24 protein-coding genes and 1 pseudogene are annotated in these 25,191 nt (G+C 71.1%); 10 read left to right on the top strand and 15 right to left on the bottom strand.

The window, feature by feature from the left end; all coding sequences use genetic code 11:
• Position 1: 1 nt before the first annotated feature.
• The 5 genes from PGH47_RS33440 (at position 2) to PGH47_RS33420 (ending at position 5,078) form a co-directional block, all read left to right on the top strand.
• Positions 2 to 1,330 carry a sulfate adenylyltransferase subunit 1 gene (locus PGH47_RS33440; RefSeq protein WP_150499295.1) on the top strand — a complete coding sequence of 443 codons (1,329 nt, stop codon included), beginning with the start codon at positions 2 to 4 and terminating at the stop codon, positions 1,328 to 1,330.
• A gap of 187 nt (positions 1,331 to 1,517) precedes the next feature.
• Positions 1,518 to 2,621 carry an aliphatic sulfonate ABC transporter substrate-binding protein gene (locus tag PGH47_RS33435; protein WP_271666479.1) on the top strand — a complete coding sequence of 368 codons (1,104 nt, stop codon included), beginning with the start codon at positions 1,518 to 1,520 and terminating at the stop codon, positions 2,619 to 2,621.
• A gap of 41 nt (positions 2,622 to 2,662) precedes the next feature.
• The gene (locus PGH47_RS33430; protein WP_271668211.1) at positions 2,663 to 3,451 is read left to right on the top strand and encodes an ABC transporter ATP-binding protein; all 789 of its coding nucleotides are present in this window, start codon (positions 2,663 to 2,665) and stop codon (positions 3,449 to 3,451) included.
• Positions 3,438 to 4,331 carry an ABC transporter permease gene (locus PGH47_RS33425; RefSeq protein ID WP_107907760.1) on the top strand — a complete coding sequence of 298 codons (894 nt, stop codon included), beginning with the start codon at positions 3,438 to 3,440 and terminating at the stop codon, positions 4,329 to 4,331. Before PGH47_RS33430 ends, PGH47_RS33425 begins: the two co-directional genes overlap by 14 nt.
• A gap of 6 nt (positions 4,332 to 4,337) precedes the next feature.
• Entirely contained in the window at positions 4,338 to 5,078 is a 741-nt protein-coding gene (locus PGH47_RS33420) for a sirohydrochlorin chelatase (protein ID WP_271666478.1), read from the top strand.
• A gap of 28 nt (positions 5,079 to 5,106) precedes the next feature.
• Here the strand turns inward: PGH47_RS33420 and PGH47_RS33415 are convergent, their stop codons facing one another.
• The 4 genes from PGH47_RS33415 to PGH47_RS33400 form a co-directional block, all read right to left on the bottom strand.
• A complete protein-coding gene (locus tag PGH47_RS33415; RefSeq protein ID WP_271666477.1) occupies positions 5,107 to 5,397 on the bottom strand; it encodes a hypothetical protein in 291 nt (96 codons plus the stop codon).
• Between the two features lie 189 nt (positions 5,398 to 5,586).
• On the bottom strand, positions 5,587 to 6,609 hold the full coding sequence (locus PGH47_RS33410; protein ID WP_271666476.1) for a ketopantoate reductase family protein: 1,023 nt from the start codon (positions 6,607 to 6,609) through the stop codon (positions 5,587 to 5,589).
• A gap of 2 nt (positions 6,610 to 6,611) precedes the next feature.
• On the bottom strand, positions 6,612 to 6,989 hold the full coding sequence (locus PGH47_RS33405; RefSeq protein ID WP_271666475.1) for a nuclear transport factor 2 family protein: 378 nt from the start codon (positions 6,987 to 6,989) through the stop codon (positions 6,612 to 6,614).
• The gene (locus PGH47_RS33400; protein ID WP_271666474.1) at positions 6,982 to 7,530 is read right to left on the bottom strand and encodes a DUF1697 domain-containing protein; all 549 of its coding nucleotides are present in this window, start codon (positions 7,528 to 7,530) and stop codon (positions 6,982 to 6,984) included. Before PGH47_RS33400 ends, PGH47_RS33405 begins: the two co-directional genes overlap by 8 nt.
• A 364-nt stretch (positions 7,531 to 7,894) precedes the next feature.
• On the opposite strand from PGH47_RS33400, the gene PGH47_RS33395 reads away from it, so the two are divergent.
• Positions 7,895 to 10,162 carry an MMPL family transporter gene (locus tag PGH47_RS33395; protein ID WP_271666473.1) on the top strand — a complete coding sequence of 756 codons (2,268 nt, stop codon included), beginning with the start codon at positions 7,895 to 7,897 and terminating at the stop codon, positions 10,160 to 10,162.
• 63 nt (positions 10,163 to 10,225) lie between these two features.
• Here PGH47_RS33395 and PGH47_RS33390 read toward each other — a convergent pair whose 3' ends face one another.
• Positions 10,226 to 10,546 carry a hypothetical protein gene (locus PGH47_RS33390; protein ID WP_271666472.1) on the bottom strand — a complete coding sequence of 107 codons (321 nt, stop codon included), beginning with the start codon at positions 10,544 to 10,546 and terminating at the stop codon, positions 10,226 to 10,228.
• Positions 10,547 to 10,745: 199 nt separating this feature from the next.
• On the opposite strand from PGH47_RS33390, the gene PGH47_RS33385 reads away from it, so the two are divergent.
• Positions 10,746 to 11,696, top strand: a complete 951-nt coding sequence (locus PGH47_RS33385; protein WP_271666471.1) for a zinc metalloprotease — start codon at positions 10,746 to 10,748, stop codon at positions 11,694 to 11,696.
• 66 nt (positions 11,697 to 11,762) lie between these two features.
• Here the strand turns inward: PGH47_RS33385 and mgt are convergent.
• The 5 genes and pseudogenes from mgt to PGH47_RS33360 form a co-directional block, all read right to left on the bottom strand.
• A pseudogene (gene mgt / locus PGH47_RS33380) lies at positions 11,763 to 13,002 on the bottom strand (macrolide-inactivating glycosyltransferase).
• A gap of 7 nt (positions 13,003 to 13,009) precedes the next feature.
• Positions 13,010 to 13,798: an ErmE/ErmH/ErmO/ErmR family 23S rRNA (adenine(2058)-N(6))-methyltransferase gene (gene erm / locus PGH47_RS33375; protein WP_271666470.1), complete on the bottom strand. Its 789-nt coding sequence runs from the start codon at positions 13,796 to 13,798 to the stop codon at positions 13,010 to 13,012.
• 264 nt (positions 13,799 to 14,062) lie between these two features.
• Positions 14,063 to 15,343: an ABC transporter substrate-binding protein gene (locus PGH47_RS33370; protein WP_271666469.1), complete on the bottom strand. Its 1,281-nt coding sequence runs from the start codon at positions 15,341 to 15,343 to the stop codon at positions 14,063 to 14,065.
• The gene (locus PGH47_RS33365) at positions 15,343 to 16,176 is read right to left on the bottom strand and encodes a carbohydrate ABC transporter permease (RefSeq protein ID WP_271666468.1); all 834 of its coding nucleotides are present in this window, start codon (positions 16,174 to 16,176) and stop codon (positions 15,343 to 15,345) included. The genes PGH47_RS33370 and PGH47_RS33365 overlap by 1 nt, the downstream gene beginning before the upstream one ends.
• Positions 16,173 to 17,108 (bottom strand): carbohydrate ABC transporter permease, encoded by a 936-nt coding sequence (locus PGH47_RS33360; RefSeq protein WP_376054063.1) that lies wholly within the window; start codon positions 17,106 to 17,108, stop codon positions 16,173 to 16,175. The genes PGH47_RS33365 and PGH47_RS33360 overlap by 4 nt, the downstream gene beginning before the upstream one ends.
• 169 nt (positions 17,109 to 17,277) lie before the next feature.
• Here PGH47_RS33360 and PGH47_RS33355 point away from each other — a divergent pair, with 169 nt between their 5' ends.
• Positions 17,278 to 18,141 (top strand): phosphotransferase enzyme family protein, encoded by an 864-nt coding sequence (locus PGH47_RS33355; RefSeq protein WP_271666467.1) that lies wholly within the window; start codon positions 17,278 to 17,280, stop codon positions 18,139 to 18,141.
• A gap of 10 nt (positions 18,142 to 18,151) precedes the next feature.
• Here the strand turns inward: PGH47_RS33355 and PGH47_RS33350 are convergent, their stop codons facing one another.
• The gene (locus PGH47_RS33350; protein WP_271666466.1) at positions 18,152 to 19,075 is read right to left on the bottom strand and encodes a LysR family transcriptional regulator; all 924 of its coding nucleotides are present in this window, start codon (positions 19,073 to 19,075) and stop codon (positions 18,152 to 18,154) included.
• 94 nt (positions 19,076 to 19,169) lie between these two features.
• On the opposite strand from PGH47_RS33350, the gene PGH47_RS33345 reads away from it, so the two are divergent.
• Entirely contained in the window at positions 19,170 to 20,138 is a 969-nt protein-coding gene (locus PGH47_RS33345; protein ID WP_271666465.1) for a DMT family transporter, read from the top strand.
• Entirely contained in the window at positions 20,099 to 20,599 is a 501-nt protein-coding gene (locus PGH47_RS33340) for a YbaK/EbsC family protein (protein ID WP_271666464.1), read from the top strand. Before PGH47_RS33345 ends, PGH47_RS33340 begins: the two co-directional genes overlap by 40 nt.
• Before the next feature lie 19 nt (positions 20,600 to 20,618).
• On the opposite strand, the gene PGH47_RS33335 is transcribed toward PGH47_RS33340, so the two are convergent.
• The 4 genes from PGH47_RS33335 to PGH47_RS33320 all read right to left on the bottom strand — a co-directional run bounded on the left by PGH47_RS33335 (position 20,619) and on the right by PGH47_RS33320 (position 25,055).
• Positions 20,619 to 21,341 (bottom strand): 3'-5' exonuclease, encoded by a 723-nt coding sequence (locus tag PGH47_RS33335; RefSeq protein WP_271666463.1) that lies wholly within the window; start codon positions 21,339 to 21,341, stop codon positions 20,619 to 20,621.
• A gap of 144 nt (positions 21,342 to 21,485) precedes the next feature.
• Entirely contained in the window at positions 21,486 to 22,724 is a 1,239-nt protein-coding gene (locus tag PGH47_RS33330) for an SAV2148 family HEPN domain-containing protein (protein ID WP_271668209.1), read from the bottom strand.
• Between the two features lie 103 nt (positions 22,725 to 22,827).
• Positions 22,828 to 24,138, bottom strand: coding sequence for a copper amine oxidase (locus tag PGH47_RS33325; protein ID WP_271666462.1), 1,311 nt, complete (start codon positions 24,136 to 24,138; stop codon positions 22,828 to 22,830).
• A 98-nt stretch (positions 24,139 to 24,236) separates the two neighbouring features.
• Entirely contained in the window at positions 24,237 to 25,055 is an 819-nt protein-coding gene (locus PGH47_RS33320) for a Tat pathway signal sequence domain protein (protein ID WP_271666461.1), read from the bottom strand.
• Between the last annotated feature and the right edge of the window lie 136 nt (positions 25,056 to 25,191).

The raw sequence follows: 25,191 nt of genomic DNA, 5'->3' as shown, positions 1-25,191 counted from the left end.
CATGAGCACGACCACGGAACTCTCCGAGACGACCCTGCTGCGGTTCGCCACCGCCGGCTCCGTCGACGACGGCAAGTCCACGCTCGTCGGCCGGCTGCTGCACGACTCCAAGTCGGTCCTCGTGGACCAGCTGGAGGCCGTGGAGCGCGCGTCCGCCTCGCGCGGGCAGGACGCCCCGGACCTCGCGCTGCTCACCGACGGTCTGCGGGCCGAGCGGGAGCAGGGCATCACGATCGATGTGGCGTACCGTTACTTCGCCACGCCCCGGCGCCGGTTCATCCTGGCCGACACCCCGGGCCATGTGCAGTACACCCGCAACATGGTCACCGGCGCGTCGACGGCCGAGCTGACCGTGATCCTGGTCGACGCCCGCAACGGCGTCGTCGAGCAGACCCGCCGGCACGCCGCGATCGCCGCGCTGCTGCGGGTGCCGCACGTGGTGCTCGCCGTGAACAAGATGGACCTGGTCGACTACCAGGAGTCCGTGTTCGCCGCGATCGCCGAGGAGTTCACGGCGTACGCGCTCGAACTGGGCGTCCCGGAGATCACCGCGATCCCGATCTCGGCGCTGGCCGGCGACAACGTGGTGGACCCGTCCGCGAACATGGACTGGTACGGCGGGCCGACCTTCCTGGAGCATCTGGAGACGGTCCCGGTCACCCACGACCTGAGCCACTGCCACGCCCGGCTGCCCGTGCAGTACGTGATCCGTCCGCAGACCGCCGAGCACCCGGACTACCGGGGCTACGCCGGTCAGATCGCCGCGGGTTCGTTCCGCGTCGGCGAGTCGGTGACGGTGCTGCCGTCGGGCCGAGTGTCGAGGATCTCCGGCATCGACCTGCTGGGCGAGCCGGTCGACGTCGCGTGGACCACGCAGTCGGTGACCGTCCTGCTGGAGGACGACATCGACATCTCGCGCGGCGACCTGCTCGTGCCGACGAAGGACGCGCCCGCGACCACGCAGGACATCGAGGCGACCGTGTGCCACGTCGCCGACGCGCCGCTGACCGTCGGCCACCGGGTGCTGCTCAAGCACGGCACCCGCACGGTCAAGGCGATCGTCAAGGACATCCCGTCCCGGCTGACGCTGGACGACCTGTCCCTGCACCCGCACCCGGGGCAGCTCGTCGCCAACGACATCGGCCGGGTGAAGGTCCGCACCGCCGAGCCGCTGCCGGTCGACTCCTACGCCGACTCGCGCCGCACCGGTTCGTTCATCCTGATCGACCCCAGCGACGGCACCACGCTCACCGCGGGCATGGTCGGCGAGTCGTTCGCCTCGCCGGAGCCGGTCAAGGACGAGGCCGAGGACGACGGGTGGGACTTCTGACATGAAGGCCCTCGACTTCTTCTCCACGTTCGCGAAGGAGGGCGGCCGCGTCGGCAGCGGCGCCCTCGGCAGCGGACAGGGCGGTGTATCGCGATGTGTGCGCTGACCCGCCCCTCGTCCATCCGCCGATCTCCCGGCCGCGCCTGAGCAGGGCGTGAGTGCCGGGCCACCGAGAGGAACCCCTCCCGTGCCTGCCACCCCCGCCCTGCGACGGACGCTCGCCGTCCTGGCCGCGCTGCCGCTGCTCGCCCTCGCGGCGTGCGGCTACGGCTCGCAGGCCAAGGACAACGCCGAGCAGGCGATCGCCGGGGCGGCCAAGGTCGACGGCCTGGACTCGGTGAAGATCGGCTACTTCGGAAACCTCACCCACGCCACCGCACTGGTCGGCCGGCACGAGGGGCTGTTCCAGAAGGAACTCGGCGGCACGCTGGCGCGGTACTCCACGTTCAACGCCGGTCCCTCGGAGATCGAGGCGTTGAACTCCGGGTCGATCGACATCGGCTGGATCGGCCCCTCCCCCGCGGTCAACGGCTACATCAAGGCGGGCGGCAAGAACCTGCGGATCATCTCCGGTTCGGCCTCGGGCGGCGTGAAGCTCGTCGTGAACCCGGAGAAGATCAAGTCCCTGAAGGACGTCAAGGGCAAGAAGATCGCCACCCCGCAGCTCGGCAACACCCAGGACGTGGCGTTCCTCAACTGGGTCTCCGAGCAGGGCTGGAAGGTCGACGCGGAGAGCGGCCAGGGCGACGTCTCCGTCGTCCGCACCGACAACAAGATCACGCCGGACGCCTACAAGTCGGGCTCGATCGACGGCGCGTGGGTGCCCGAGCCGACCGCCTCGAAGCTGGTCGCCGAGGGCGGCAAGGTGCTGCTCGACGAGGGCGACCTGTGGCCGGACAAGAAGTTCGTGATCACCAACGTGATCGTGTCGCAGAGCTTCCTCAAGGAGCACCCGGACGTCGTCGAGGCCGTCCTGCGCGCCTCGGTGAAGACCAACAAGTGGATCGGCGCCAACCCGGACAAGGCGAAGGCGGCGGCCAACGCCCAGCTCGAGGCCGACACCGGCAAGCCGCTCCCGGCCGATGTGCTCGACCCCGCGTGGCGGTCCATCCGGGTCACGGACGACCCGCTGGCGGCCACCCTGAACACCCAGGCCGAGCACGCGGTCAAGGCCGGGCTGCTCCAGCAGCCGGACCTGGCCGGGATCTACGACCTGGCACCGCTGAACAAGGTCCTCAAGGGCGAGGGCGAACCCGAGGTCGACGACGCCGGACTCGGCGCGAAGTCGTGAGCAAGGCACTGATCCCGATGAGTTCCCAGGAGGTGACGACCATGGCGACAGCCCTCGCCAAGGCCGCCGACACGGATGTGTCCGTGGAGCACGCCGCGCGCATCGACCACGTCTCGAAGTCCTTCGCCGGCCCCGCCGGGCAGCAGCTCGTGCTCGACGACATCGACCTCGACGTGGCGCCCGGCGAGTTCGTCACCCTCCTCGGGGCGTCCGGCTGCGGCAAGTCGACGCTGCTGAACCTGGTGGCCGGCCTCGACCGGCCCAGCGCGGGCAGCATCACCACCGACGGCCGTCCGGCGCTGATGTTCCAGGAGCACGCCCTCTTCCCGTGGCTGACCGCGGGCAAGAACATCGAGCTCGCCCTGAAGCTCCGGGGTGTCGCCAAGGCCGAGCGGCGCGAGCGCGCCGAGGAACTCCTCGAACTGGTCCGCCTCAAGGGCGCGTACGGCAAGCGGGTGCACGAGCTGTCCGGCGGTATGCGCCAGCGCGTCGCCATGGCGCGGGCGCTCGCCCAGGACAGCAAACTGCTGCTGATGGACGAGCCGTTCGCCGCGCTCGACGCGATCACCCGGGACGTGCTGCACGACGAGCTGACCCGGATCTGGCGCGAGACGCAGGTGTCCGTCCTGTTCGTGACGCACAACGTGCGCGAGGCGGTCCGCCTGGCGCAGCGCGTCGTCCTGCTGTCCTCCCGGCCGGGCCGCATCGCGCGGGAGTGGACGGTCGGCATCCCGCAGCCGCGCCGCATCGAGGACGCCGAGGTGGCGGAACTGTCCCGGGAGATCACCGAAGAACTGCGTGGGGAGATCCGCCGTCATGGCCAGCACTGAGACGACCGCCGCCAAGGACGGGGCCGATCTCGCCGGGCTCGAAGCGGGCCTGGACGCACTGGAGACGGTCCAGACGGGCCGTACGCCCTTCCGCAGGACCCTGACCCAGAAGATCCTGCCGCCGGTCGTCGCCGTCGCCCTGGTGCTGGCGGTGTGGCAGTTCCTGGTGTCGTCCGGGATCGCCGGCGACCCGACGAAGCTGCCCGCGCCGTCCGACGTGTGGGGCGAGCTGCGCGAGTCGTGGCTGGAGGGCACGCTCCACGAGTACATCTGGACGTCCGTCTCGCGCGGTCTGCTCGGCTTCCTGCTGGCGCTCGCGATCGGTACGCCGCTGGGTCTGGTGGTGGCGCGGGTGCGGTTCGTGCGCGCGGCGATCGGGCCGATCCTGTCCGGCCTCCAGTCGCTGCCGTCGGTGGCGTGGGTGCCGCCGGCCGTGATCTGGCTGGGCCTGAACGACCGGATGATGTTCGCGGTGATCCTGCTGGGCGCGGTCCCCTCGATCGCCAACGGCCTGGTGTCCGGTGTCGACCAGGTGCCGCCGCTGTTCCTGCGGGCCGGCCGCACGCTGGGCGCGACGGGTCTGAAGGGCACCTGGCACATCGTGATGCCGGCGGCGCTGCCCGGCTATCTCGCGGGCCTGAAGCAGGGCTGGGCCTTCTCCTGGCGTTCGCTGATGGCGGCGGAGATCATCGCGTCCTCGCCCGACCTCGGCGTCGGCCTCGGCCAGCTGCTGGAGAACGGCCGCAACACGAGTTCCATGTCGATGGTGTTCTTCGCCATCCTGCTCATCCTGATCGTCGGCATCGCCATCGACCTGCTGATCTTCAGCCCGCTGGAGCGGTGGGTGCTGCGCAGCCGCGGTCTGCTGGCAAGGAGCTGAACCCCGATGTCCAAGAAACCGGTCCTCCTCGTCATCGCCCACGGCAGCCGCGATCCGCGGCATGCCGCGACCGTGCACGCCCTCGTACGTCGGGTTCGCGCGCTGCGCCCCGAGGTGCGGGTGGAGACCGGCTTCCTGGACTTCAACATCCCCTCCGTGCAGGGCGTGCTGGAGTCGCTGGCGGCGCAGGGCGTGCGGGACGTCGTGGCGCTGCCCCTGCTGCTGACGCGCGCCTTCCACGCGAAGGCCGACATCCCGGCGGTGCTGCGGGACGCGCCGCCGCAGCTGCGGATCCGGCAGGCGGAGGTGCTCGGCCCGTCGCCGCTGCTGACGGCGGCCCTGGAGCGGCGCCTGTACGAGGCGGGCCTGACGCCCGCCGACAAGTCCTCGACCGGGGTCGTGCTGGCCTCGGCGGGGTCCACCGACCCGGAGGCGATCGCAGTGATCGCTGAAATCGCGCGGGAGTGGCGGCACACCGGTTGGTGCGCCGTGCGGCCTGCGTTCGCCTCCGCATCTCTTCCTCGTACCGAGGACGCCGTGCGGGAGCTGCGCGAGCTGGGCTGCGAGCGGGTGGCCGTGGCGCCGTACGTCCTGGCGCCGGGCTTCCTCCCGGACCGTATCGCCCGGGGCGCCGCCGGGGCGGACGTCCTCGCGGACGTGCTGGGGGCGGCGCCCGAGGTGGCCCGGGTCCTGCTGGAGCGCTACGAGGCGGCGCGGGTGCCGGTGCTGGCGGCCGTCGGGGCCTGAGCGCCCGGCACCTGGGCGTCCGGGGGCGTCACACCTCCAGCACGCGGCCGATCTCCTGGACCAGGATGAGACAGCCGCCGCCGGCCGCCACTCCGGTGCCGATGGCCTCCAGGGCGAAGCGGATCCGGCCGCGGTTGGCGGGCAGGCCGTCCTGCGCGGCGTACAGCAGCTCGTCCCGGACGATCTCCCCCTGCGGGACCAGTGCGGGCTTCTCGATGTGCAGCCGCTCCACGAGGCGCTCCGCGAGGCCCAGCAGCGCGGCCGGGTCGGACCCGTCGTGCGCCGAGCCGTCGAAGTCGCGCATGTTGTAGGTACTCACTGTCCCGCCTCCTGTGGCTTGCACGGCCGGGAGCCCGGCCGGTGCCGCGGCCCGGCCGCACCGTCGCGGGCATGCCGGTGCCGCGCCGCCCGCCACGGTGACCTGCTCTTCCCGCCGTCCTGGCGCGGATCACCATAGGGACAACGGCCGCTGTTTGTCGCCTGGTTGGGGCGAGCCGCGGTCAGTCGATCAGCGTGTGTTGACGACCGCCCCGTCGACCAGGTGCATCAGCTCGGCCACCGGCATCGAGCCCGCCGGCCGCCGTTCGCGCGCGAAGGTGTCGGCGAGGTGCTGGAGGAGTTCGTTCAGCGGGGTCGGTACGCCGTGCAGCCGGCCCAGCAGGGCGAACTCGCCGTTGAGGTAGTCGGCCTCGATGGTGCCGGTGCCGCGGGTGAGGGACTGCCAGGAGGAGCCGCCGCCGCGCGGGGCGCCGTCCAGGGGGACGAGGGTGACCTTGTCGCCCCGTACCGCCTGCTGTTCCTCGGTGCTCGCGTACGCGATCCCGGCGGCGTCGAGCACGGCCGCGCCCTCGGCCCGCACCCGCCGGAACAGCGCGACGGCGTCCTCGTCGGAGACGGGGCCGGTGACGGCCTCCAGGGCGTTGCCGAGGTTGGACAGCAGCTTGGCGTACTGCCAGCGCGCCACGTCCGCGACGACCGGTGCCTCGAAGTGCGACTTCTCCAGGTCGGCGGCGACGAGGCGGGCGGTCTCGTCGGTGCCGTGGGTTCGCCAGACAGGCCCTAGGTGCAGGATGCCGGTGAGGGGGCTGCCGGCGGCGGAGACGACCCCGGGTTCGACGTACGTCGAAGGCAGCCATACGCAGACGCCGTAGACCCGCCGGAAGAGCCTGAGGGCGAGGCGCTGGCCCTCCACGCCGTTCTGCGCGCAGAACAGGGGCAGCCGCTCGGCGGCCGTACCGCCGCCGGCGACCGGGGCGGGGCCCCAGGTCTGCAGCGCGGCCACGCTGTCCTGGGTCTTCACGGCGAGCACGAGGACGTCGTCGGGGCGCAGTTCCCCGAGCGCGGCGGGTCCGTCGACGACGGGCAGCCGGTGGGTCAGCTCGCCCTCGGGCACCCTGAGCCGCAGCCCGTGATCCCGTAGGGCCTCGAAGTGGTCGCCGCGGGCGACCAGGACGACCTCGTGCCCCGAGCCCGCGAGCCGTCCGCCGATGACGCCGCCGACGGCTCCGGCCCCGATGATGACGTAGCGCAAGGTCAGTCCCCCTCGGCGGGGAACGGCGTCCCCTGATGGAAGTACATCTGCCAGCCGGCGTCCGTGCGCCGCCACAGGGAGCTGCGGTGCGCGTGCCGGCCGGCGTGCACGGTGTCGAAGGTGAGGTGGACGACGTCGGGGGCGAGCTGGACGCCGTCCATCCGTGACACGACGACGGGCCGGGGCCCCGGGTCCTCGCCCGCGACCAGGGACTCGATGATCGACGGACGGTCCCAGTACCGCCCCGACGCGCCGAACTCCCTGAACTCCGGGTGCAGCAGTTCGGCCAGCAGTTCCGGGGAGGACCGGACCTCCGGCTGGAGAAGGCGCAGTTCGCCCTCGATGGCGGCTTCCACGGCGGCGGTCCGGACGTCAGTCACCGGTCATCTCCACGAGTTTCACGACGGTGTTCCAGTTGCGGCTGGTGGCGATCAAACCCTTGTTGATGCGCGGTCTCGACAGGATCTCGGCGAGCTTGGAGCGGCCCAGGCCGTTCGGGGCGTACAGGTACAGGGCGCGGTCGCCGAGCCGGAACTCCTCCGGGAGGTAGGTGTCCCGGTCGATCTCCGCGAAGCGCTCGGCCTCGACCGGGGCGGAGAAGTAGGTGACATGGAGCTGCTTGGGCTCCAACTCGGCAGCCGGGAAGGGGCAGTCGTCGGCGATCGCCTTGAGGTAGGCATGGTCGCGGACGATCACGTCGACGGCGAAGCCGAAGTGCTTCTCGATGGCCGACGCGAGCTCCGCGGCCAGGGACTCCTCGTCGCCGTGATCGGCGGCGAACACGGCCTGGCCGCTCTGGAGATGGGTGCGAACGCCGTCGTGGCCGAGACCGGTCAGCAGGGTGCGCAGTTCGGCCATCGGGACTTTTCTGCTGCCGCCCACGTTGATGCCACGGAGCAGCGCCGCATACGTCGTCGTCATCCGGCCACCTTATGGCGATCCCGCGCGCCCCGGGCGGTCCGGTCGTCGTGAGCCGGCCGTCGTGCCCAGTGGGGGCGGGCACGAGGGCCGGACCCGTAAGTTACTTACCGGTCAGCATGAAGCACAAGCTCCTTCACCCGATCCGCCAGACCGGCGCCTCCCTGATCCACTCCCCCGACCCGGCCGGATAGATGTAAGGGACCCCCATCCTCCCCAGTGGGGAGGGCCCGGGGGCCGAGCGGATGATTTCCGGCCGCCGCACTTCACCGGCGAGCACGACGAGATGGCTTTATCCGGCCCATACCTTCGAAACGAAAGGAGGCGGCAGGGGGCCGCCACCGCAAGACGAGGGGGCAAGCCCATCATGGGGAACGGAGAAACGCGGGTACGGGGCCTCGCCGCCCGCGCCGGCGGCTGGAGCGCCCGCCATCGATGGGCTGCCGTCGGCATCTGGGTGCTGTTCGTCGTCCTGGCGATGGGGCTCGGTTCGGCGGCCGGCCGGGTCGACGTCAAGGACAGCGACCAGCTCAAGGGCGAGACGCACACCGCCGCCAAGATCATCGAGGACGCCGGGATCGAGGAGCCGGCCAGTGAGACCGTCCTGATCCAGTCGAAGGACGGTTCGCTCAAGGCGACCGACGCCGAGTTCAGGTCGGCCGTCACGGCCGTCGTCAAGGCGGTCGAGGGCACCGGCAAGGTCACGGACGTGACGTCGCCGTACGACACTCGGACGATCTCCAAGGACGGCCGCAGCGCGCTGGTGCAGTTCGACATGCGCGGTGACTCGGACACCGCGGGTGAGCGAGTCGAGCCGGTGCTGAACGCGGTCGAGGACGTCCAGAAGGACCACGGGTCGCTGCGGATCGAGGAGATCGGCGGCGCCAGCATGATGAAGACGTTCGACGACGCGTTCGGGGACGACTTCCAGAAGGCCGAGTACTCCGCGGTGCCGGTGGCCCTCGGCATTCTGCTCATCGCCTTCGGCGCGCTGGTGGCGGCCCTGCTGCCGGTGCTGCTCGCGGTCACCGCGATCATGGCGACGATGGGCCTGATGGGCATCGTCAGCCATGTCATGCCGATGAGCGACACCGCGAACTCCGTGATGCTGCTGGTCGGTCTGGCCGTCGGCGTCGACTACTGCCTGTTCTATCTGCGCCGTGAGCGCGAGGAGCGCCAGGCCGGCCGGGATGCGCAGACCGCGCTCCGGGTCGCCGCCGCCACCAGTGGCCGCGCGATCATCGTCTCCGGTGTCACGGTGTGCGTGGCGATGGCGGGCATGCTGTTCACCGGTCTCGCCGAGTTCGAGGCGATGGGACTTGCGTCGCTGATGGTCGTGGCGGTCGCCATGGTCGGGTCGGTGACCGTGCTGCCGGCGCTGCTGTCGCTGCTGGGCGAGCGGGTCGAGAAGGGCAAGATCCCCTTCCTGCACCCGGAGAGCCGGCTCCGCCGCAACAAGGGCGCCGCGAACCGCGAGAGCCGGTTCTGGACGGCCGTGCTCAAGGGAGTGCTCGCGCGGCCCGTCATCTCGGTCGCCGTCGCGGCCGGTGCGCTGCTGGCCATCGCGGCTCCCGCGCTCGGCATGAAGACCCAGAACCTCACGCTGGACCAGGAGTTCGGGGACTCGCTGCCGATCGTGCAGACGTACAACCGCCTCAACGAGGCCTTCCCCGGCGGTTCCGACCCTGCCGAGGTCGTCGTCAAGGCCGACGACATCAACGCTCCCGAGGTGAAGTCCGCGCTCGCCGACTTCCGTGAGCGTGCGGTCAGTTCGGGCGCCTCGCGCGGCCCGGTCGAGATCAAGCTGCACGACGAGCAGAACATCGCCTTCGTGTACGTCCCGCTGGTCGGCGGCTCCGATCTCGACAAGGCGGGCGCGAGCCTGGACAAGCTGCGCGACGACGTGCGGCCGGCCACGCTGGGCAGGGTCGACGGCGTCGAGGCGCCGATCACCGGGCAGGTCGCGGGTTCGAAGGACTTCAACGACCAGCTGGCCGGAGCGGTCGTCCCGGTCTTCGCGTTCGTGGTGGTGTTCGCCTTCGGGCTGATGCTGCTGTCGTTCCGCTCCCTGACCATCGCGATCACCTCGATCGTGCTGAACCTGCTGTCGGTGGGCGCGGCGTACGGAATCCTCGTCGCCGTCTTCCAGCACGGCTGGGGCGCGTCGCTGGTGGGCGCGGAGGGCGTCGGCGCCATCATCACCTGGCTGCCGCTGTTCCTCTTCGTGATCCTGTTCGGCCTGTCGATGGACTACCACGTGTTCGTGGTCTCGCGGATCCGTGAGGCACGACTGCGGGGCCGTACGACGAAGGACGCGATCCAGCACGGTGTGGTCACCACGGCCGGTGTCGTCACCAGCGCCGCGGTCATCATGGTCGCCGTGTTCGCGATCTTCGGGACGCTGTCCATGCAGTCCATGAAGCAGATGGGCGTCGGCCTGGCGGCCGCGGTCCTCATCGACGCGACGATCATCCGGGGCGTCCTGCTCCCGGCGGTGATGGCGCTGCTGGGCGAGCGCAACTGGTACTTCCCGAAATGGCTGCACCGCCTGCCTGACATGACCCACGACGAGGCCCCCGAGGCCGTGACCCACGGCCCGGCCCACGACGACAAGGGCGAACGCGTACCGGTCTGACCCATCCACCCCAAATGCAGGGCCCGTTGACTCCGGGGGAGTCAACGGGCCCTGTGCGTGCCCTCAGTGCATGATGCGCCGGACCTCCAGCACGGCCTCGTCGCAGCGCACGATCTCCAACTCCCGCTCCGGGCGCGCCCCTTCGAAGGTCAACATGATGTGACCGTCCGCCGCGAGCCGCCAGTGGCCGGGTACGGCGTCGGGAGCGTCACCTCGCCCCAAGGGGTGGTCGACGAACGCGCCGCCGGCTGCGAACTCCATTCCCCGGCGTCCGCGGGCCGGCGGGAACGGGTGGTCGTCCGGCCGGTAGACCCTCACATCACCGTGATCCTCTTCGTAGGAGTGGATCCAGGACCGGAACAGACCCGCAGGGGGCTCTCGCATGACCCGGCCACCTCGCTCACTTCCATGCCGCAAAAATTGCCGGTCTTCTCCGTGAATGACTAGGATTATCAGTGTATGGGTCCAGGAGGAACGGGCAACCGGCCGCCGACCGGTGTCACGCGACCCCCACAGCGCGTGTCCGACGCGCAGTACGCCGCCGTGTACGCGGCACATCCAACACCCTTTGAGGGGCGCAGCCATGTCCGATGCGCAGTCGTATCTCCGCGCCACTTCCGCCGACTACAGCCGCTGGTGCGGCGCCATGGAAGTGCACCGGCGACTCCTCACCGTGAATCCGGAGTACGCCGGCAATCGTGCCGTGATCGAGAACACCGCGTTCAGCTACGAGACACAGCGCCGCGAGGCCGCCCGTCAGGGCGTCATCGACGTTCCCGTCGTGGTGCACGTGGTGCACAACACCCCCGAGCAGAATATCGACGACGCCCAGATCAACAGTCAGATCGACATTCTCAACCAGGACTTCCGGGCGGCCAACACCGATGTGAACCAAGTGCCCCCGGTGTGGCGGGACCTGGTGGCCGACGCACGTCTCCAGTTCCATCTCGCCCGGACCGACCCGCTGGGCCGGACCACCGACGGCATCACCCGGACCCAGACCTCGGTCACGGACTGGGACACGGACGATCTGGTCAAGTTCAGCCTGAGCGGGGGACGTGACGCCTGGCCCGCGGATGTCTACCTGAACGTCTGGGTCTGCCGGCTGCGCGGCGGACTGCTGGGCTACGCCCAGTTCCCGGGTGGCGCCGCGTCCACGGACGGCGTCGTCATCACACACAGCGCCTTCGGCACGCGTGGCACGGCCCGCGCGCCCTTCGACGGCGGCCGCACGGCCGTGCACGAGATCGGTCACTGGCTCAATCTGCGTCATATCTGGGGTGACGACGACGAGGGGTGCAGCGGCAGCGACTTCGTGGCGGACACCCCCAACCAGGCGGGCCCGAACCTCGGTTCACCGAGCTTCCCCACCGCAACGTGCGGCAACGCCCCGAACGGCGACATGTTCATGAACTACATGGACTACACCGACGACGCCGCGATGTTCATGTTCACCAAGGGCCAGGCCGCTCGGATGGACGCCACTCTCGACAACGCGCGTCTGACCCTCAGCCGACAGGCCGTCACGGTGTGACGGACCCCCGCTCCAATGTGATGGCCGCCCCCGCAATGGGACGGCCATCGCGACGCCGTTCCCGGACTAGCCCCGCCGAGCGGGCAACTCGGCCTCGATCAGGTCGGCGGCCCGCCGGGTGCCGCCCTCCTCGGACATCTGGGCCTGGAGGGTCTTCAGGCGTTGGGCGACCTCCGGGTCGCTGGTGAGGGTGAGGGCCGTTTCACGGAGGGTCTCGGCCGTGGCCTTCTCGGTCGGGATGTGGTGGGCGACGCCGAGGGACCGGAGCATGTCGGCGTTGCCGAACTGGTCGACCGCCTGGGGGACGGCGATCATGGGGGTGGCCGTGGCCAGGCCCTCCTGGCTGCCGCCGGCGCCCGCGTGGGTGACGAACAGGTCGGCCTGCTTGAGGATCGCCAACTGCGGGACCCAGTCGTGCACTTCGACGTTGGGCGGGATGTCCCCGAGCTCGGCGGGGTCGACATGCCGGCCGACCTGGAGCACGAGGTGCCAGCCCGGCAGGCCGGCGAAGGCGCGCACGCACTCCCGGTAGAACGCCGGCTGCTTGGTGAACGCCGATCCGAGGGAGACGAGCGCGACCTTCTCGGCCCGCTCCGGTCGGCGCCAGACGCCCTCGGCGGTGCGGTCGCCCTGGCAGGCGCCGACGAAGGTGTAGACCGATTCGTCGACGCGGTCGGCGTTGGGCTGGAGGGCCCGCGGGATGAGGACGAGGGAGCGGTCGGGCCGGCCCGCGAACGGATCGGGGTGCTGGGTGATGCCGTTCTCCTCCAGCCAGGTATGGAAACGGCGGTAGTACGCCTGCCCGCGCTCGGTCCTCTTCGGCTCCGCCCACATCGGCTCGGCGATCTCCTCCTCGTAGCCCTCCCAGGCGACGAGATTCGGTGAGAGCGAGATCGCGGGCACGCCCCAGCGGTGGGCGAGGACACGTGCCGGATACGAGGTGATGTCGTGCAGGACGAGGTCCGGCTCGTCCCCGTCGTACGCCTCGATCAGCTGCGGGAGCGCCTGGATCGCGTCGGCGAGGAACGGCTCGACGTTGTCCAGCAGGGTGCTCCCCCACGCCTCGGGGTCGGCGTCGGGGCCCGGCAGCGTGGAGTTCCACAGCTTCGGCTCGGCGCCGGTGGCGGCGACCTTCTCGGCGAAGGCCGGCGGGATCGCATAGGTGACCCGGTGCCCGCGCGCCACGAGCTCGCGGATCACTTCGAGGCTGGGGTTCACGTGGCCGTGCGCGGCGATGGAGAACATGGCGATGTGAGCGGGACTGGTCATGACCCCGACGCTAATCGAGACGATACGTCTCGTGCAACTCGCTTTCATGCCGCCGACACCCCCAGCACCTCGTGCAGCGTCAGCCACGCCCCCGGCGGCACCTCGCCGACGAGGGCCCCCGCGTCAAGGCGGGCCGCGCGGAACGCCGCGTCGACCCGCCGCCCCGGGTGCGCCCGTCGCAGCGACGCGTGCAGCGAGCCGCCGACCCCGGAGAAGCCCAGCTCGACCAGACGCCGCCAGCTGTCCTGCGCGCCGGCGCCCAGCAGCGGCGTGCGCCGCCGTTCGATCCGTACGATCCCGGCGTCCACCCGGGGCACCGGCCGGAAGCTGTGCCGCCCGACCCGGCCCATCAGCCGCCACTCGTGACGCGGCCAGGTCAGGATCGTCAGCCGGGTCCAGCTGCCGTAGTCACCCGTGCGCTTGCGGGCGTACTCCAGCTGGGTCAGGAGCGTGGCGTCGGTGAGGGCGGGCGCGCGCAGGCACCAGTCGACGATCGCGGCGGTGCGGGAGAAGGGGACGTTCCCGGCGACGGAGAACGGTGTGCGCGGGGGCCGTGCCAGGAGGAAGTCCTCGCCCACGACGCGGACCTGTGGCGTGTCGGAGAAGCGCGAGCGCAGCGCGGGGACGAGGCGTGGGTCGATCTCGTAGGCGAGGAGGCGTCGGCAGTGCGGGACGAGCTGTTCGGTCAACGCGCCTTTTCCGGCGCCGACTTCGAGCAGCAGGGGTGCCTCGCGGCCGAGTGGCACGGCGAGGCGGGCGAGTCGTCCGGCGGCCGCGGGGTCGGCGAGGAAGTTCTGGGAGAGCGCGCGGGATACGCGGGTGGGGCGGGCCATGGCCTGCGGTCCTTGTCTTCCGTGGAGAGGGAGAAGGGCAGACGAAGGCCCTGACCGGAAGACAGGAGAGAAAAGGAGGGAGAAGCGGGTCCGCGTGGAATCAGCGGACGGTGTGGCTCCCCGGGCCGGTCAGGGCTCCGGGGCCGCGGCGCATCCGTACGGAGTGCGCAGAGCCCCGGCCGAGACCGGTGCTGGTGATCGCATTGTTCGCTGCCACGGACCGCACGTTAGGCGGGGCCGGGCGGCGCCTACAACCGAATTACCTCAGCGCTGGTAGCGGGCGAGTACGAGGTTGCCGTCCTCCTCCAGCCGCTGGCGCAGCTCGTCGAGGCCGATGGCCCCGCTGTAGTACTCCTGGAACGCGGGCGTGGCGATCTTGTCCTTCCACTCCGGGTAGCCGCGTACCGACTGCGCGGGCGCCGAGCGCAGATGTGCGGCGAGGGCGGTACCGGTGGCCCAGTCGTTCTCGGTGGTGTGCAGGGCCGGGTCCTTCAGGGCCTTCGTGCCGGTGGGGAGCATCCAGTCGCCCAGGGCCAGCCGCACCATGTTGTCGGGGCGCAGCAGGAAGTCGATGAACTCGGCCGCCTCCCGTTTGTGCGGGCTGTCCTCGGCGATGGACAGGGTCTGCGGGCTGACGCCCTGGGTGAGCCCGTCGGCGCCGGCCGGGGCGGGCAGCACCTGCCAGTCGAAGCCCTTGGGGGCCTGCTGCACGATCTGCTGCCGGTAGGAGAAGCCGAGCGGGACCATCGCGTACCGGCCGCCGAAGAAGCCGGGCAGGGTGTCCGAGCCGCCGCTGCCCAGGGTCGTCGGGGAGGCGCTGCGGTCGGCGTTGACCTGGTCGTGGACGGTGCGCGGCATGACCTCGTCGTCCGCACCGAAGCGCACGGTCACCTTGCCGTCGGCGTCCCGGTGGAAGAGCTGTCCGCCGGACGACAGCGACAGATTGAGGGTGGCGGAGACGGGCTCCTTGAGCGGCCAGGCCACGCCGTACCTGCCGTCCCCGCTGAGCCGCTCGGTGATCGCCCGGAACTCCGCCCAGCTCCAGGGCCGTTCGGGGGTCGGAACGCGTACGCCCGCCTGCTTCAGCCACTTCGCGTTGGCGACGAGCACCCGCGGCTCCTGGAGGAACGGCACGCCGTAGATCCCGTCCCCGAAGGTCGCCGTCTCCCAACTGCGCTGCGGGATGTCGGACCTGAGCCGTGCGGGCAGCAGGTCGGTCAGATCGGCGAGGTAGCCGCCGTACGCGAAGTCCGCGAGGTCGTCCGAGGCGTCGTGGATGATGTCCGGCGCCTCACCGCCCTCGAAGGAGGTGAGCAGCTGGTCGTGGACACCGTCCCAACTGCCCTGCACATACTCGACCTTGACATTCGGATGGCTCGCGTTCCACTCCTGCACCAGCTCCTCGTTGGCCTGGACGGACTCCTCCTGCCAGGCCAGGGACTGGAAGCGCAGGGTGATACGGCCACCGGCGGAGTCGCCGCCGTCGCTGCAACCGGCGAGCAGCAGTACCAGGGCCAGGCAGCCCAACAGCAGTCTTGTACGCATCAGTTCTTCACCGCCCCGGTGAGCATGCCGCCCGTGATCCGTCGCTGGATGAGCGCGAACACGACCAGCGAGGGCAGCGTCGCGAGGAACGCGGCGGCGGCCAGCGGGCCGAGGTCGGCGACGCCCTCCGCGCCGATGAAGTGCGTGAGGATCACCGGCAGAGTCTGTTTCTCCGGGGTCTTCAGCAGGACGAGGGCGAAGAAGAACTCGTTCCACGCCGTGACGAACGCGAACATGGCCGTCGCCACGATCCCGGGCGCCAGCAGCGGCGCGGTCACCGAGACCAGGGTCCTCAGCCGCCCGGCCCCGTCCACCGCCGCCGCCTCCTCCAGTTCGGGCGGCACCGCGCGCACGTAGCCGACGAGCATCCACAGCGCGAACGGCAGCGCCCACACCACGTACACCATGATCAGCCCGGGCATCGAGTTGATCAGCCGCAGGTTCTTCAGCACCAGGAACAGCGGGATGATCACCAGGACCAGAGGGAACGCCTGGCTGACGACCACCCAGCCGGTCGCCGCCCGGGCGAGCCGGGTGCGGTGGCGCGCCATGACGTACGCCATCGGGGTCGCGAGCAGCACGGCGACGAGGGCGGCGCCGAGCGCGGCGATCAGGGAGTTGAGGGCGGCGTGCAGCAGGGGCTGTTCGTCGAAGGCCCGGCGGAAGTTGGCGAGGGTGGGGTCCCTCGGGATCCAGGTGGGATGCAGACTGCCCAGCTCCCGCGGGGGCTTGAAGGCGGTCGAGATCAGCCACAGGAAGGGGAACGCCAGGAAGACGAGGTACGCCAGCAGGGCCACGTACTGCCCGGCGCGGGCGGTTCGGCCGGTCCTCATGCCTTCTCGCCTCCCCTCAGCCTGCCGACGAGGAAGAGCGCGAGGAGTATCGAGATCAGCGCCACCATCACGCATCCCATCGCCGCCGCGTAGCCGAACTGCCCGTAGCGGAAGGCCTCTTCGTAGGCGAAGAGCATCGGCAGCCGGGTGCGGCCGCCGGGCCCGCCGCTGGTCAGGACGTAGACCAGGGCGAAGGAGTTGAAGTTCCAGATGAGGTTGAGTGCCGTGATGGACAGGGCGACGGGCCGCAGGGCGGGCCAGGTGACCGTGCGGAAGCGGCGCCAGGCGCCGGCGCCGTCCACGGCCGCCGCCTCGTGCAGTTCGCGCGGGGTGTTCTGGAGGCCGGCGAGCAGGGCGACCGTCGTGGTCGGCATGCCCGCCCAGATGCCCACGACGACGACGGCCGGCAGGGCGGTGCCGAGCCCGCTCAGCCAGTCGCGGCCGTCACCGAGGCCGAGGTCGCGGATCGTCTCGTTGAGGATGCCCGCGTCCGGGTTGTAGACCAGCCGCCACATCACACCTACGACGACCTCGGGCATGGCCCACGGGACGATCGCGAGGGCGCGGGCGAGCCAGCGCAGGCGCAGGTCCTCGTTGAGCAGGAGGGCGAGGCCCAGCGCCAGCAGGAACTGCGGGACGGTGACGCCGACCGCCCAGACCAGGCCGATCCGGAACGACTCCCAGAACAGCGTGTCGTGCAGCAGGTCCGTGAAGTTGAGCGTGCCGATCCACTGGGTGGGCCGGGTCCGTCCGGACTGGGCGTCGGTGAGGGACAGCGCGATGCCGTACAGCAGCGGACCGACACTCAGGACCAGGATGGGGATCAGCGCGGGCAGGACGAGGAACCAGGCGCCGCGGTCCATGACACCGCGCCGCTCCTTGCCGCCCGGCGCAGGTCTCACCCCGCTCTCCGCCTCGGTCACCGATGTCACGGAATCAGCCCCTTTGTGCGGCTCGGGTGGGCCCCGTCATGGTCGTGAAGGCGCCGTACCCCGTCAAGGCCGCGCGCACGCGGTCCGACCTGTGGAAATGCGAGACTGAGCGCGGATGGCGGGAATCCGACGCCGATCCCGGCGGCGGACGAACACACGGAGGCGGACGATGGACGAGGCACGGGCGCGGGACGTACTGGCCGCGGCGGACGTACTGCCCGGACCGGCGCGGGACGCCCGGCTGCTCGCCCTGGGCGAGAACGCGGTCTTCGCCGCCGGTGACCTGGCCGTCAAGGTGGGCCGTGACGCCGAACTCCTCGACCGGGCGCGGCGCGAGCTCGACATCGCCGTGTGGCTGGCGGAGGCGGGCGTGCCCGCGGTGCGGGCGGCCGAGCCGAAGGCGCGTCTGGTCCAGGGCCATCCGGTGACCGTGTGGCACCGGCTGCCGGATCCCGTACGGCCCGCCGGGCCACGGGATTTGGCCGAACTGCTACGGGTCGTGCACGCCCTGCCCGCGCCCTCCTTCGCCCTGCCGCCGCGTGAGTTGCTGGGCGGGGTGGAGCGTTGGCTGCGGCTCGCCGGTGACGCGATCGATCCGGCTGACGCGGCGTATCTGCGGGAGCGGCGGGACGGGTTCGCGGCCGCCGCGGCGGGGCTGACGCCTCATGTGGCGCCGGGGCCGATCCACGGGGACGCGCTGCCGCGCAATGTGCATGTGGGGGCGGACGGGCCGGTCCTTGTCGACCTGGAGACCTTCGCCTTCGATCTGCGCGAGCACGACCTGGTGGTCATGGCGCTCTCACGGGACCGGTACGGGATGCCGGCCGCCGACTACCGGTCGTTCGTCGAGACGTACGGCTGGGACGTGCGCGAGTGGGAGGGCTGCTCGGTGCTGCGCGGGGCGCGGGAGACGGCGAGCTGCGCGTGGGTGGCCCAGCACGCGCCGACCAACCCGAAGGCGCTGGCCGAGTTCGAACGACGGGTGGCCTCGCTGCGGGACGGGGACGAGACGGTGCGGTGGTATCCGTTCTGAGCCCGCCCTTTCAGGGCGTGGCCCCACCGTCGGACAGCCGGCTCTGGATGTCGCTCGCGGCGTGGCGCAGCTCGGTCAGGACCGTGCGGACCGCAGACCTCGCCGTGCGTTCCGGGCGGTAGAGCGCGTCGATGTGTCGTCTGGCCTGGACGCCGCTCAGTGGTCTCAGGGTCAGCGCCGGATGCCGGGGCATCGTCCAGCGGGGCATCAGCGCGATGCCGCCTCCGGCCGCCACCACCTGCGCGACGACCGCGAACTCGTTGATGCGGTGCGCCAGATGCAGGCGCCGGCCGGCCGCCGCGGCGATCGCCTCGATGACCGCCAGCACCGGGAAGCCGTCGTGCACGGTGATCCAGGACTCGTCCGCCACGTCGCGCGGGGTGACGCGGCGCTTCGCAGCAAGAGGGTGGTCGGCGGGCATGGCCACGTCCAGCGGCTCACGCAGCAGCGTCGTCGCGGCCACCGTGTCCGGCCAGGGCGGGGCGTGGTCCAGCCGGTGGGCGAGGACGATGTCGTACTCCCGGGTGAGCCGCGGGAAGTCCTCCTGCGGCACGTCCTCGTCGACGAGTCTCGGCGCCGGTCTGCCCGGCCCGGCCAGCGCGCGGAGCAGCAGCGGGAAGAACGCGGTGCCCGCGCTGTGGAACGCCGCCACCGACACCTCGCCTTCCGGCCGCCGCACGAACTCCTCGACGGCGTGCCGCGCCCGCGCGAGCGCCGTCTCGACCTCCACGGCCGAGCCCGCCAGCGCCTGCCCGGCGTCGGTGAGGACCAGGCGGCGTCCCTGCCGCTCGGTGAGCGGCACCGGGATGGACCGCTGGAGCAGCCGCAGCTGCTGGGAGATCGCCGACGGCGTCACGAGCAGCGCCTCGGCGACCGCCGTGACACTCCCCAGTTCGCCGAGCTCCCGAAGGATCCGCAGCTGCCGTTCGTCCATCGCCTCAGTGTAGGCCGACGATGTAGGGCTCCTAAATGATCGTTTTAGAAAGTGGTACTGGGCTTCAAGGACGTCTCCGGTGCACGGTGGGCCGGTGTCCGACGTCCGCCGTACCGATGCGGTACTCCTCCTTGTCGCGCTCGTCTGGGGTTCCAGCTATCTGTCCGCCCAGACGGCGACCGCGGCCCTGCCCGTCCTGCTCGTGCTGTTCGCCCGCTACGCCCTGTCCGCGCTGGCCTGTCTCGGCCTGGTCGCCGCCCGGCGGCGCGGGGCGCGCCGGTGGACGCGAGACGAGCTGCGGATCGGAGTGCCTCTGGGCCTGACCCAGGCGGCGGTCCTGGTCGTGGAGACGTACGGCGTCGCCCACACCAGCGCCGCCAACGCCGGCCTCATCATCAGCCTGACCATCGTCCTCACCCCGCTCCTCGACCGCGGCAGCCGCCGTGGCCCGCTGCCCGCCTCCTTCTTCGCCGCGACCGCCGTCTGCGTCCTGGCCGTCGGACTGCTGATGTCCGGCAACGGCTTCCACGAGCCCCGACTCGGCGACCTGCTGATGCTCGGCGCCGCGCTGATCCGGGCCGTGCATGTCGCACTCGTCGGCCGCCTGACCGCCGGGCGGGCGGTCCGTCCGTTGCAGCTGACGACCGTGCAGACCCTCGTCGGCACCGCCCTGTTCCTGCCGGTCGCGGCCCACGACCTGCCGACGCTGGTCCGCTCCGACCCGGCGACCTGGGCCCAGCTCGGCTATCTCGCCCTGTTCTGCAGCGTGTTCGCCTTCCTCGCCCAGACCTGGGCCGTGCAGCGCACCTCCGCCAGCCGGGCCAGCCTGCTGCTGGGCACCGAGCCGGTCTGGGCGGTCGCGGTGGGCGTGGCCCTCGGCGGCGACCACCTGACCCCGCTCACCGGTCTCGGGGCGGCCCTCATGGTCGCCGGCACCTACTGGGGCCAGGCGGTGGAACGCGCCCACCGACGCGCACCGCAGCACCGACTTCCCCCGGCCGACCCCCTCGACAAGGACCCCGCATGCCCGAGCACACCCACCACGACACTTACGACCACCTGATCGCCCTGCTCGACTCCGCCCACGTCGACTACCGCCTCATCGACCACGAGCCCGAGGGCAGCACCGAGGCCGTCTGCGCGCTGCGCGGGCACCCGGCCTCGGAGGCCGCGAAGTGCATCGTGCTGCGGGTCAAGGTGGACCGGCGCACGACGCGTCATGTCCTGGCCGTCGTGCCGGGAGACCGGCGTGTGGACCTGGATGCCGTCCGGGCGCTGTTCGCCGCCCGCTACGTGGGCTTCAGCGACGCGGAGACCGCCGAGCGGCTGGCCCACGCCGTCCCCGGCACGGTCCTGCCGTTCAGCTTCGATCCCGACCTCGAGGTCGTCGCGGATCCGGACGTCGTCGGCCAGGCGAGGCTGTACTTCAACGCGGCCCGGCTCGAAAGGTCGCTGCTCATCTCCGGCGCGGACTACGAGCGGCTGGCCAAGCCCCGCGTCGAACGCATCGCGGCGGGTGCGTAGGCGCTCGAAGACACCCTTCTCAGACCGTCTCGTCCGCCGGCTCGCGCAGCGGCCACGTCCCGTCGACCACCGCGGTCGCGTCGCCCTTGCGGCGCAGGAAGTTCTGGAAGTCCGCCGCCCACTCCGCGTACCACTCGATCTGGCGGCGGTGCAGCTCCGCCGGGCCGAGGCCCGCGATCTTGGGATGGCGGGCGGCTATCGCGCAGGCGAGCCGGGCCGCGGCGAGCGCGTCGGCGGAGGCGTCGTGCGCGGAGTCGAGGACGATGCCGTACTCCTGGCAGACCGCTTCGAGGTTGCGCTTGCCACGGCGGTAGCGGTCGGCCCAGCGGTCGATGGTGTACGGGTCTACGACCGGGGCGGGTTCGCGGCCGCCCAGACGGTCGCGCAGGGACGGCAGTCCGTACCGCCGCAGTTCGGCGGAGAGCAGGCTCAGGTCGAAGGCGGCGTTGTACGCGACGACCGGTACGCCCGTGTTCCAGTAGGTGACCAGGACGTCCGCGATGGCGTCGGCCACCTGGTCGGCGGGGCGGCCCTCGGCGGCCGCGCGTTCGTTGCTGATGCCGTGCACCGCGACGGCGTCCGCCGGGATCTCCACGCCCGGATCCGCCAGCCACTCCTTGTGCCCGATGGGCTGCCCGTCCCTGACCTCGATCACGGCGCCGGTGACGATGCGCGCCTCGCGCGGATCCGTACCGGTCGTCTCCAGGTCGAAGCCGATCAGCAGCTCACGGTGCCAGCCCATGGGCGGTCCCCCTTCTTGGTGGTGCGTTCCCCCAGTGGTCTCCACCTTCCCATGTGCCACTGACAATCAGAGGACCGCATTCCGCTTGTGCGCCCCCGAGGCGGGGGCCGGTCGTGGGCGGCCCGTCGGCCGCTTCGGGACAGTTCAGGACACCGGCCGCGAATCCGCCCACATGAGTTCGAACTCCTCGCGATACGTCGGGAAGAGCCCGCCCTCGTCGATCTCGTCCGACTTGACCACGCGGGTGCCGTTGCGCAGCACCAGGACGGGTGCCTCCAGCCCTCGCGTCTGCCGCAGATACGTTTGCACGACCGCCACTCCGTCGGCGCCGTCGCCGTCCACGAGGTATGCCGTGAAGCGGGGCGTCTCGTCGAAGACCTGGATCTCGAAGGCGCCGGGGTCGCGCAGCCGGGACCGCACCCGGCGCATGTGCAGGATGTTCATCTCGACCGCCCGGCTCAGCTCGCCGCGCCTGATGCCGAGTTCGCGCTCGCGCCGCTTGACCGCGCTGGAGGCCGGGTTCAGGAACAGCAGTCGCACCCGGCAGCCGGCTTCGGCCAGCCGCACCAGGCGCCGCCCGGAGAAGTTCTGCACGAGCAGGTTGAGGCCGATGCCGATGGCGTCGAGCCGGCGGGCGCCGCCGAAGATGTCCTCGGCCGGGAACTGGCGCAGCAGCCGCACCCGGTCGGGATGCACGGCGACGACGTCGGCGTAGCGGTCGCCGACCAGGTCCTCGACCGCGTCGATGGGCAGCCGGCGGGCCGAGGGCACGTCACCGCTGCCGCCGAGGACCTCCAGCAGCCGCGCGGAGGCCCGCTCGGCCTGGTTGAGGACCGCCTCGGACAGGGCCCGGTTGCGGGAGACGACGTTGCGGGTCACCTCTAGCTCGTCCAGGGCGAGTTCGACATCCCGGCGGTCGTCGACGTACGGCTCGAAGCAGGGCCAGTGCTGCACCATCAGCTCGCGCAGCTGCGGCAGCGTCAGGAAGCTGAGGACGTTGTCGTCGGCGGGGTCCAGCAGATACCCCTTGCGGCGGCTGACCTCGCGTACGGCGACCGCGCGCTGCACCCACTCCTGCCCGGCCGGGCCGGCGGCCGCGACGACCCACTCGTCGCCGTGGACGGGTTCGTAGATGGGGCGCAGTACGGCGGCCACGACCGCGCGCAGCCGCTGCTCGACCAGGTTCAGCCAGATGTAGGCCCGGCCCGCTCGTTGGGCGCGCGTACGCACCTCGCGCCAGGCGTCGGGGTCCCAGTCCAGCTCCGGGCCGATGGAACTCGTCTCCATCGGCCGGGCCAGGGACACCGTGCCGGGTGGGACCTCTGTGGAGTTCCCCTCGTGACCCTCGTCACCAGGGGGCAACTCCAGCCCTCCCGAGCCCACCCGCGCACCGCCTTCCGCTCCCCCGAGCACTCCCCGTCTCAACGATCAAGGAAGGGTACTCCGCGAGCGGTGGGCGGTGCAGCCGGATGGACAGGGTCGTTTCTCAACTACGAGGCTGCCAGTGCCCGTTCTGCCAGGCGAGCTCGCTCGGAGTGAGCGGATTCATAGCGGTCACGTCACGCGGGACGATGGAGAATCCCTGCCAGTGGACGGGCATCGGCTGCTGGTCCTCGTCCCGGGCGATGTGGTGGAAGCCCACGTTCATCCAGGTGATCGGGTGCTTGAGCGCCTGGCCGCCGACCCACTTGTCCACGGACTTGGGGTGGCCGTTGCCGCAGCCGGGGTTGTTGGTCGCGAACTTCTCGCACTTGTCGTACTCGGTGAAGTACACGTCGTGCTTGGTGAAGCTGCGGCCCGGGTACTTCGTGGTGACGCCGGGGACGATCTCGTACGAGCGCGCGTGGCCGTCCTTGTTCTTGCCGGTCGCGCTGACCATGCGCCACCAGCGGTAGGCCTTGGCGTCGCCCGCGAGCTCCTTGCCGACCTTGGTGACGGTGGTCTTGGTCTTCGGGGCGCGGTCGCCGGCGGCGGGCGCGGTCACCGCCGAGTCGTACTGCTCGACCCGGTTCTTGGTGGAGCCGTCCAGGCCGAAGTCGAGGCGCCAGAAGACGTTGTGGCTGTGGCTGGTGGCCTTGGCCCGGTCGCCCTTGCCGATGGGCCAGCCGCGGCCGTCGCCGGCGTCGTAGTCGTCGTACGACAGGCTGCCGGTGGCGCCGACGTTCATGGTGACCGTGCCGTCGTCCTGGAAGCGCCACTCGGTCATGTACTCGTACCAGCCGACCTGGTTGACCGTGTAGACGAGCAGGTCCTTGCTCTGCGCCTGGTAGACCTTGTTCGCGGTGTCGCCCTGCATGCGGTAGGCGTGTCCCCGCGCGCGGGTCGTGGTGCACAGGCCCTTGACGTTCGGGTCCTGCCAGGCCTCGGGGACCTTGACGGTCTTGATGGTGCCGCCGGGGCACTCGCCGGGGTCGAGGTTCATCAGGCCCTGGGCGAAGCCGAAGCCCGTGAGGTCGTCGTACTCGACGCTGCCGTCGTCGTAGGGGACGTGGATCTGGCCGAGCCGGGCGCTGTTGAGGACCTTGATCGGCTTGGTCTCGCCCTTGGGCTGGTAGGAGATGTTCTCCAGGACCAGCCCGGCCTTGCCGTCGTAGCGCCAGCACATCCGCCAGGTGGTGCCGCCGGTGAGCTTCTGCTCGATGCGGTAGTCGGCGCTGCACTCGGCGGCCGGGGCCGGGGCGGCCTTCGGCTGGGCGGAGGCGGATCCGGCGCCGGTGGTCGCGCCGGCGGCCAGCGCGGCCATGGACAGGCCCACGGCGGCGCCCTTGCGGGCGCGGCTCATTCTGTTCACGCGCATGAAGAAGTGACTCCCTTACAGGAGGTGCAAGTACGTGAGGTGCCGGTACGCGAGAGGTCGGCACCGGCGTGCGAGTTGGAAAAGCGAACCGAGTGCGGTCAGCGCATGTCGAGCTTGGCGACCTTGCGGGCGCTCAGGTCGATCACGAAGGAGCGGGCGTCGATCCAGGGCCCGTTCTTGACCTTCGGGAACAGCCGCACGCAGCGGTGTTCGCCGCACTTGTCGAGCACGGCGGGCTGGGCACCCGGGGTCGCCCGGTACACGGCGCCGTTGAGCAGCAGCTGCTCCGGCGAGGTGAGCTCCTTGTCGGTGGCGTCCTTGAAGTCCGCCTTCATGTCCGCGCCCAGCGGGTCGGCGATCAGGAGCTTCGCCGCCTCGGCGTACTCGTCACGGCTCAGCGGCGGCTGGACACCGTGCTCGGTGGAGGTCTCCTCGACCTTCCCGGTGTCGAGGTTGACGATCCGGGTGACGAGCGCGTCGGCCTTGTAGTCGTAGAACGACACCTCGGCCCGGCGCGGTGCGTTCGCGTCGCCCAGTTCGTCGGCGTCGGGCTCGGCGATGTCGACGCCGAGGCGCTGCGGGCCACGGTCGCCCTCGACGTCCTCGCCGGCGCTGCGCATCTGCGGGCTCGCCGCGAGCTGTGCGGCCCGGTCCATCTCGTCGTCGGTCAGCGGGTCGTTGCCCGTGCCCTTGTCACCCTCGTCCGGGGCCTGCTCGACGACGCCCGGCGGCACCGCGCCGGCCCCCTGCCCCTGGGCGGCCTGCTGGGCTGACTGGCCGCCGCCGTTGTTCCCTCCCGTTTCGTCGGCCCCCGCCGTCCCCGGCAGGGTGATTCCGACCATCACGGCCGTTCCGGCCACCGCGATGGCCGCACCCGCCACCACCTTGCCCAGATGGCGGTGCACTATCTTGCGCACATCTTCCCCCTACTCCCCCTGCATCCCCGGGAGTACGTGTCGGCCCCACTGGTTTGGCATACCGCGTATGCACTGGTCGCCCGGTAAGAGGGACGTAAGTCAGGGGTGGTTCCATCACTTTCGGGGAGACTCGATG

It is taken from the genome of Streptomyces sp. HUAS 31, from assembly GCF_028198125.1.
GTDB lineage: Bacteria > Actinomycetota > Actinomycetes > Streptomycetales > Streptomycetaceae > Streptomyces > Streptomyces chartreusis.
This window is presented reverse-complemented; position numbering and strand designations above follow the sequence as displayed.